This is a genomic window from Flavobacterium psychrophilum DSM 3660 = ATCC 49418, assembly GCF_002217405.1.
In the GTDB taxonomy this organism is placed as follows: domain Bacteria; phylum Bacteroidota; class Bacteroidia; order Flavobacteriales; family Flavobacteriaceae; genus Flavobacterium; species Flavobacterium psychrophilum.
This window is the reverse complement of sequence record NZ_MUHE01000025.1, coordinates 48,356-57,081: the sequence shown is the minus strand read 5'-3', so window position 1 is coordinate 57,081 and position 8,726 is coordinate 48,356. Positions and strand designations below refer to the sequence as shown.

The following is an 8,726-nucleotide window of genomic DNA, read 5'->3' as shown; positions in this document are numbered from 1 at the left end:
CAAACTGTATGTTTTTTTATCCCAGTAAATTTAAACTTTAAATGGTATTAGTGAACCCTTAAAAAAATTTAACCTATTGATTGTTAGTCCTTATTAATTAAATTGATTTAAATTGCCGAAAAGTGTATGTTTATGTATAAAAAAACAGCAATATGTTAGGCAAAATAATACCCAATTTACAGCAAAAATCATTTTAAACTAGGCTATTAGACCTTATAATCCTTTAGCATCCCTTGATAAAATTAGCAGGTGAGCTTTCTTAGGAGAAATGGAGTTGGAGTTCCAAGCTTTACATTCAAATCAATGCACTTTTATCAGGTATTGGGTATAATCTAAAAATGAGATATAAAATCAAAGTACAAATAGTCCTTTATTTCTAATTTTTATTGTATACTTTTCTAAACAAATCTAAAAACTCAAAAAGTGGATTTTTAGGATAGCTCAGAATTAAGCCAAAAAATCCGTGTTATTCATGTTACATTACTTCTAATTCTTTTACTTTTTCATATATTAAATTACTTTCCCAGCCTTTTCGCAATAAGAAATCGCAAAATTTCTTTCTTTTTTTTAAAACATTAGGCTCTCGCATGGTTTCCCAATGGCGTGCTGCAAGTTTGTAAAAATTTTCTAAATATTCATCGGTTGTAATTTCTTTAAGAGCTGTATTGATGTTGTATTGTGATATTTTACGAAATTTCAACTCATTTACAATCCTTATTTTTCCCCAACACTTTATACGGTGTTTCCCCCTAGCAAAACTGCAAGCAAACCGTTCTTCGTTAAGAAAATTATTTTCAATAAGGTAAACAATTATCGAGTCGGCTTCTTCATGAGTTATAGAAAGTGTTTTTAACTTTTCGATTACTTCCAGATGGCTACGCTCCTGATAAGCACAATAGTATTCTAGCTTTTGTGTGGCTTCGGAGACTGATTCTTTTTTGTTTATTGGTGTTCTCAAAAAATTAATGATTTGGTAATCTATTTCTAAATAAAAATAAAAAGATTGTTACTATTTTTGGCACCGTTTGATGGCTTTAGTAAGCCATCAGATGATTATCAAAAAAATAAACAAACGATAAAAAAACAAATTTATGAAATTTAAATTACTATTTTTTGCTTTATTATCAGTATCCTTTGCTAGCTTAGGGAAAGGAACTAAAATATTAGAAAATATTAGAAAAACCACCCATGAGAGTTGTCTTTCTAGCACTTGTATTTCTTATCCTCCATGCACAATTCCTGTAATAGCGTCTGTTTTTCCGTTGTCTGGGCCAGCGGGAACGTCAGTTACAATAAATGCAAGCTCTGGTAGCTTATTGAACTCGACTGTTAATTTTAATGGTACTGCGGCGACAATAATTTCTAGTTCTGCATTGCAATTAGTTGTTATTGTTCCTCTTGGCGCCACCACGGGGGCTATAAATATTGTGCATACAACCTGTATTGCATCGACAGCAACGTTTACTATTGTAAACAAAGACAAAACCTCTTGTCAGGGTGCTTATCCCACTACTACCGATTTAATTATTTATGAAATACACGATGAAAAAAGCGGAGCTGGAGGGACTGTTACTTTATATAATGGTACAAATGCCACGATAGATTTATCAAATTATAAGTTTTATAGGTCAGGAAATTACGGTGATGGAAGTGATGGTAATTATGCGGCTCTATCAGGAAGTATTTCGCCAGGAACATTGGGGGTTCTTCATGTAGGGGCAAGTGATTCTGCAAATGCTTGTCGGTATCCAGCTAGCACAAATGGGTATCTACTAAATGGATTTAATGCTAATGACGGACTTTCTTTGAGAGACAGCTCAGGATCTATAGTTATAGATGATGTGCATGTTCCCACTAACGTTGGTTTTTATATGGTTAGAAATTTAGGAGCATATTCGCCTCGAGCGGTATTTGTAGACACAGATTGGTCAACAACAATGTTAGCATCTGGAGTTTGTGATTCTAGATTAGGAATACTGCCAGCAACGGTAGCGATTAATCCAGCCATAACTGCACAACCATTGCTATCTCTAATTTGTAGCTCAACAAACGCTTCAATATCTGTTACTGCAACTGAGGGTTTTCTGGGCGGAAACGCATTAGCTTATCAGTGGTACGTAGTAGCTCCTAGCACAACTGCATGGACTGCATTAATAAACGGAGGCGTTTATAGTGGTGCAACATCTACTACTTTAAACATTTCATCATTAACTGGTTTAGATGGTTATCAGTATTATTGCCAGGTAAGAGAAAATTCAGGAACCTGTTATACTGCTACGGTAGCAACAAAAATCGAGATAGGAACAACTACCTGGAATGGTTCTACTTGGAGCAATGGAGCCCCAATTTTATCTAAAGCAACTATAATTAATGGTAATTATACAACAGCGGTCAGTGGTAGTTTTAGCACCTGCAATCTTACTGTTAATCCTACTTTTACCTTTACAATATCTGCAAATACATATGTTGAAATTCAAGAGAATCTAACAAACAACGGAATCTTTAAGATTTCAAATACTGGATCCCTAATTCAAATTAATGATGCTGGGGTAAATACAGGAAATATTTCCTACGAGAGAATTGCTTCTGCTAAGTTGCAAGATTATGTATATTGGTCGTCACCAATTAGCGGTTTTAATGTAAATTCTATATCTCCATCAACACCCGCTTATTATCATTGGATATGGAATCCTACTGTTGCAAACACAAATGGAGGACTAGGAAACTGGCAAAACGCATCGGCTACAATGACAGCAGGACAAGGTTATATTGTTCGGGCTCCTAATGGTTTTAGTAATGCCTCTGTGCAAAACTGGACAGCAACGTTTAATAACGGCGTACCTTTTAATGGTGTATATAAACCAATAATATCTAGAGGAAGTTACACATCAGGAAATTACATAGGCACAAATGGCGAGCAAATTTCAGCCGATGATGATAACTGGAATTTATTAGGTAACCCATACCCATCGGCAATAAGTATCAACTCTTTTTTGTTAGCAAACACACAATTAGATGGTTTTGTAAGATTGTGGACACATAACACACTACCCGCATCTACAGCAAGCCCTTTCTACGCTAGTTTTTCTTCTAATTACACTGGCGCAGATTATATTTCTATAAACGCAGCAGGTGCAACCAGCGGACCGGGAACACTTAATGTTATTGGTGGCGGACAAGGATTCTTTACCCTAATGTTACCAGGAGTAGCCACAACAAGCACTGCGCTTTTTAATAACGCCATGCGCAAAAAAACACTGTCAAACAGTCAGTTTTACAAAACAACAGATAATCACCTTACCGCAAATGAAGAAATAGGAGAAGATATAGAGCGAAACAGAATCTGGATTGACCTAAAAAATCCAACAGGAGAAACCACAAGAACATTAGTTGCTTATGTAGAAGGCGCAACTTTAGAAAGAGACAGAATGTTTGATGCCACAACAGATTACAAATCTGATCAAAACCTATACTCCTTAATCGGTAATGACATCATGACCATACAAGGAAGAGGCTTACCTTTTGATGTAAATGACACCGTACCAATGGGAATAAAAGTTCCAACAAACGGTACTTATAACATAGCCCTTGCCGCAGTTGATGGTTTGTTTTCTAAAAATGCACAAAAAATTTATATTGAAGACAAATTACTTAATACAATTAATGACATTACAGCTTTTCCTTATCAGTTTACAACAAATCAAGGAATAATAAATGATCGTTTTGTATTGCGTTATACCAATCAAATGCTAACCAATACAGATTTTAAATTAAATGAAAATACCATTACCGTTTTTGGTTCAGATAATGAAATTAAAATAAACACTAGTTTAGAAAAAATTAAAAATTATACGGTTTGCAATGTTTTAGGCCAAACATTAGCAGAAAAAAATAATATAAATACAAATCAATCTGTAATAAATACGGTGCTAAAAAGCAACCAAGCATTAATTGTAAAAGTCACTTTGGCAAATGGGCAAACAATAATTAAGAAGATTGTGTTTTAGTTTTTTTAAACTTAAGCACACAAAGAATATTCTGTGTGCTTTATTAGCATTAAAAAAAATATTTGCTCTTTATTGTTAATCATATTATTTTAATTTTAAAAACACTCTAATATTGTAATCCCGAACAGCCAGGAATTTCATAATCTGAATAACTTGATAGAATTTCTCATTCCAGCAAATCTAATACTAAGTGCTGTTATTTTTTATGTGTGCCTGTTACTAATCCAAAAAAGAAGAATTAGCCACTTATCTAAGAGGTTTTTACAGATTAAGAAATTAATTTTTTCGTTTGTATATAAATTTACAAAAACAAGTATTACTCTTTCTAAAAATAAAATTTAGTCCACTTAGCAGAAAGCCATTTTGTTTTTTGTTGAAAACTTATGATCAACATCTCAAAGAAAACAACTAATTTTACTAAAAATAATTACAGAAAAAATGAGTACAGAAAAAGAAGCCAAACTAAAAGCATTACAGCTTACATTAGATAAATTAGACAAGACTTACGGCAAAGGAACCGTAATGAAAATGGGCGATAAAGCTGTAGAAGAAGTAGAAACAATTTCTTCAGGATCATTAGGATTAGACCTAGCCTTAGGAGTTGGCGGATATCCTCGTGGTCGTGTAATTGAAATATACGGACCAGAATCATCAGGAAAAACAACCTTAACCCTACACGCTATTGCCGAAGCCCAAAAAGCAGGAGGAATTGCCGCTTTCATAGATGCAGAACACGCCTTCGATAGAAGTTATGCCGAAAAATTAGGTGTTGATATCGAAAATTTAATCATTTCCCAACCAGATAACGGGGAGCAAGCTTTAGAAATCGCCGAAAACTTAATACGTTCAGGAGCAATAGATATTGTTGTAATCGATTCAGTTGCAGCACTTACCCCAAAAAGCGAAATTGAAGGCGAAATGGGAGATTCTAAAATGGGTCTTCATGCACGATTAATGTCGCAAGCCTTAAGAAAACTAACAGGAACAATAAGCAAAACAAAATGTACCGTATTTTTCATCAATCAGTTAAGAGAAAAAATAGGTGTTATGTTCGGAAATCCTGAAACAACAACAGGAGGAAATGCGTTAAAATTTTACGCCTCGGTTCGTTTAGATATTCGCCGTTCGACACAAATAAAAGACGGTGAAAACGTATTAGGAAATAGAACCAAGGTAAAAGTGGTAAAAAACAAAGTAGCGCCACCTTTTAAAACTGCCGAATTCGATATTATGTATGGAGAAGGAGTATCTAAAACAGGCGAAATACTTGACTTAGCTGTAGAATTCGAAGTTATTCGAAAAGCAGGATCGTGGTTTAGCTACGGAGACACAAAATTAGGACAAGGGCGTGACGCCGTAAAAGGACTAATAAAAGACAATCCAGAATTAGCAGACGAACTTGAAGTAAAAATAAAAGACCTTATCAAAGAGTCTAATAAATAGAAAAAAACCTAGTCTTCTATAAAGTGCCTTTTCGAGGCACTTTTTTATTTTACAGTTTCAAAAGCAATAAGCTCATTATATATAACATCTCTAGCCTCGGTTTTTATTATTTTTCTGTCATTTAAGGTCTTATTTTTAGTTTCTATAAAACGCAATATTTTAACTCTCATTTTACCTGGACTTCCGCTAAAAAAAGTATAAGAATACCTTTTTTTATTGTCTGGAAAAACCAGAGGCACAATAGGCAAATGATGTTCTATGGCCAATCTAAAAGCACCATCTTTAAACTCATCTAAAACAATCAGCTCATCGTCTGGTACTTTTCCTTCTGGAAATATACAAATACTTAAACCTTGATCAATTCGTTTTTGGGCAAGGGCAAATACTTCGGTTCTACTTTTAGGATCATTTCTATCAACCAAGATACAAGTACGTTTGTAAAAAAACCCGAACAAGGGAATTTTTACTAATTCTTTTTTTCCTACAAATACAAATGGATTTTTTACACAAACAAGCATTAGCATAATATCAGTCATCGATGTGTGATTGGCAATCAACATGTAGCTTTTTCCAGATTCAACATCTTGTTCTTTCTCTATCTTGTAATAAAATCCCATACCAAACAAAATTATTTTTGCCCAAATTCTAGCTATCCTAAAAAAGTAAGGATACCAAGTTTCTTTTAGTATCGAAATAAATAGCAAAGGAAACATAATAATAATGGGGATACCCATTACCACATAAAACCAAACACGCCACAAAACCCAAAAAATAATTTTAAATAATCTCATGACATCAAAAATAAGGAATTGCTTTATAAATTTGATAAAAGAATTAACTTTGTATAAAAAATTAACCTCGGTATCATAAGAATTTGGCAATTAACGTTCTCGAGAGAGTAAATGCTTTGTGAACTTTGCGAAATACTTTGCAAACCTTGTGTTTAAAACTAAACAAAATGGCAAGAATACTTACAGGAGTACAAAGTACAGGAACACCACATTTAGGAAATTTATTGGGGGCGATTATCCCAGCGATACAATTATCTGCCAAACCCGAAAACGAATCCTTTCTTTTTATTGCCGATTTGCATTCGATTACTCAAATAAAAGACGCAAAAACACTAAAAGAAAATACATACAGTACCGCTTCGGCTTGGCTAGCTTGTGGTTTAGACAGCAATAAAATTGTTTTTTATCGCCAGAGTGATGTACCACAAACCACAGAATTGTCTTGGTATTTAAGCTGTTTTTTTCCGTTTCAAAGGCTAACATTAGCACATTCTTTCAAAGACAAAGCCGATAGGCTAGAAGATGTAAATGCAGGACTATTTACTTACCCAATGCTTATGGCTGCAGATATTTTGCTGTACGATGCAAATGTTATTCCCGTAGGAAAAGACCAGTTGCAACATGTAGAAATTACACGTGATGCAGCTTCCCGTTTTAACCATCAGATGGGAGAAACATTTGTTTTACCAGAGGCAAAAATTCAGGAAGACATAATGCTTATTCCTGGAATAGATGGTCATAAAATGAGTAAATCTCGAAATAATATTATTAATATTTTTCTTAATGACAAAGCACTTCGCAAACAAGTTATGAGTATTGAAACTGATAGCATACCGCTAGAGGAGGCTAAAAACCCAGAAACCTGTAATATTTTTGCGATATATAAATTATTGGCAAATGAGTCTCAAATAGAAAAAATGACCGAAAATTATAAAAATGCAAACCGCGATTATGGTTACGGTCACGCCAAACAAGCCTTATTTGAATTGATTACTGAAAAATTTTCGACCGAAAGAGAAAAGTATAATTACTATATGAATAATCTTACAGAATTAGACGAAATACTAAAAATTGGCGCTCAAAAAGCTGCAAATGTTGCAAATGAAGTTTTGCAACGAGTTAGAGAAAAATTAGGATATTAAATTAATATTTGAGTAAAAACACCAATTAAATATATATAATAGTCTGATTTTAAGCAAAAAAAAAGAGGGGTCGTACAAACCCTCTTTTTTTTACTCAATTTTAGAGCCTGTTTAAATTTTATTTAATAAAAATTTTATGGCGAATAATTTTACCCTGTTTTCAGAGCTTTACATTATGTGTTCATAATTTCTACATTATCTTCTGTCATTATCAAGCCATGAAAATATACGTTCAACAATCTACCTTTTGGAAACGACTGAAAACCAGCTTTTTGCTCATCACAAGATTAATTAGGTAATCAAAGTGTTTTTTTACTTCGTTTATAACTTCTCCTGTATAATCTCAGTTTGCAAGGATAACCTTTATCTGGTTACAAAATAAGCCAAAGTTATTATTAATAATTCTGCCGCTTTGCTATGGTGTACAGTAGGTACAGTTACCTTATTGCGAATAAAAATCTGTTTTTATCCACCACCAAGTATCGTTAATTCCTTTGCTTTTTTGTTTGCGTCAACATCACATTTTCTGTATTTACCCATTTGCTATAATAATAGTAAACCAATTGCCTTTTTGGTAAATTGTTGGGTAGCATTCGTCGTTGTCATCTTGTTTTTACCAGATACACAATGGCAGATCATGTTTTCGTTTTCTAATATCAAATTGTAAAGTGTGTTTTTTATCTAAATCGCCACTGATTGTTAGAAATGGTTGTTGGGTAATTATTCATTAAAACTTATTTGCTAGTAACAAAAATTTACTTTTCTAACAGTCTCTTTTATGCGTTATCGTCTGCAAACCATTCTGCAAAGGATGTTTCTGTTTCTTGCAATCGTAAAGAATGTAGGGAAACATGAGAGGGTAATCTTCGTTTTATTTTTTCGGCAAAATCTATAACCATATTTTCGCTTGTGGGTTGGTAATCTACTAAAATTACTTCATGACCACGGGATTTAAGCTCTTGTGCTAACTCTATATGAGGTGTTGTTTGGTTGAAAACAGTGGCGTGATCAAAAATATCGACAATATCTTCTTTTACTATTTTTTTTAAGTCAGAAAAATCGATTACCATTCCGAATTTTACATTATTTCTATCGGAAATGGGGGTTCCTATAACTGTTACCGAAAGTTTGTAACTGTGTCCGTGTACATTTTTGCATTTTCCGTCATAACCATATAGGGCGTGACCAGTTTCGAAACTAAATTGCTTGGTAATTCTTATTTTGCTCATAAAAAATCAGATTGAAATACAAAGGTATTGAAATAAATTATTTAGTCATTCCTTAAAAACCTACTTTTTGAGTTTTTATACCATTTAAAGTTTAAATTTACTGGGATAAAAAAA

Annotated in this window: 6 protein-coding genes; 3 read left to right on the top strand and 3 right to left on the bottom strand. The window is 33.4% G+C overall.

Translation table 11 applies throughout. From position 1 onward, the window contains the following. Positions 1–475: 475 nt before the first annotated feature. Entirely contained in the window at positions 476–958 is a 483-nt protein-coding gene (locus tag B0A57_RS07225; RefSeq protein WP_011964333.1) for a regulatory protein RecX, read from the bottom strand. 133 nt (positions 959–1,091) lie between these two features. Between B0A57_RS07225 and B0A57_RS07220 the strand changes: the two genes are divergently transcribed. Further along, positions 1,092–4,007 (top strand): T9SS sorting signal type C domain-containing protein, encoded by a 2,916-nt coding sequence (locus tag B0A57_RS07220; RefSeq protein ID WP_034099394.1) that lies wholly within the window; start codon positions 1,092–1,094, stop codon positions 4,005–4,007. Between the two features lie 438 nt (positions 4,008–4,445). After that, the gene (recA, locus tag B0A57_RS07215; RefSeq protein WP_011964335.1) at positions 4,446–5,450 is read left to right on the top strand and encodes a recombinase RecA; all 1,005 of its coding nucleotides are present in this window, start codon (positions 4,446–4,448) and stop codon (positions 5,448–5,450) included. Positions 5,451–5,494: 44 nt separating this feature from the next. Here the strand turns inward: recA and B0A57_RS07210 are convergent, their stop codons facing one another. Then, a complete protein-coding gene (locus B0A57_RS07210) occupies positions 5,495–6,241 on the bottom strand; it encodes a lysophospholipid acyltransferase family protein (RefSeq protein WP_011964336.1) in 747 nt (248 codons plus the stop codon). A gap of 167 nt (positions 6,242–6,408) precedes the next feature. Between B0A57_RS07210 and trpS the strand changes: the two genes are divergently transcribed. Beyond that, positions 6,409–7,383: a tryptophan--tRNA ligase gene (gene trpS / locus B0A57_RS07205; RefSeq protein ID WP_011964337.1), complete on the top strand. Its 975-nt coding sequence runs from the start codon at positions 6,409–6,411 to the stop codon at positions 7,381–7,383. Between the two features lie 776 nt (positions 7,384–8,159). Here the strand turns inward: trpS and B0A57_RS07200 are convergent. Beyond that, positions 8,160–8,612 (bottom strand): 6-pyruvoyl trahydropterin synthase family protein, encoded by a 453-nt coding sequence (locus B0A57_RS07200; protein ID WP_011964338.1) that lies wholly within the window; start codon positions 8,610–8,612, stop codon positions 8,160–8,162. Positions 8,613–8,726: the final 114 nt, after the last annotated feature.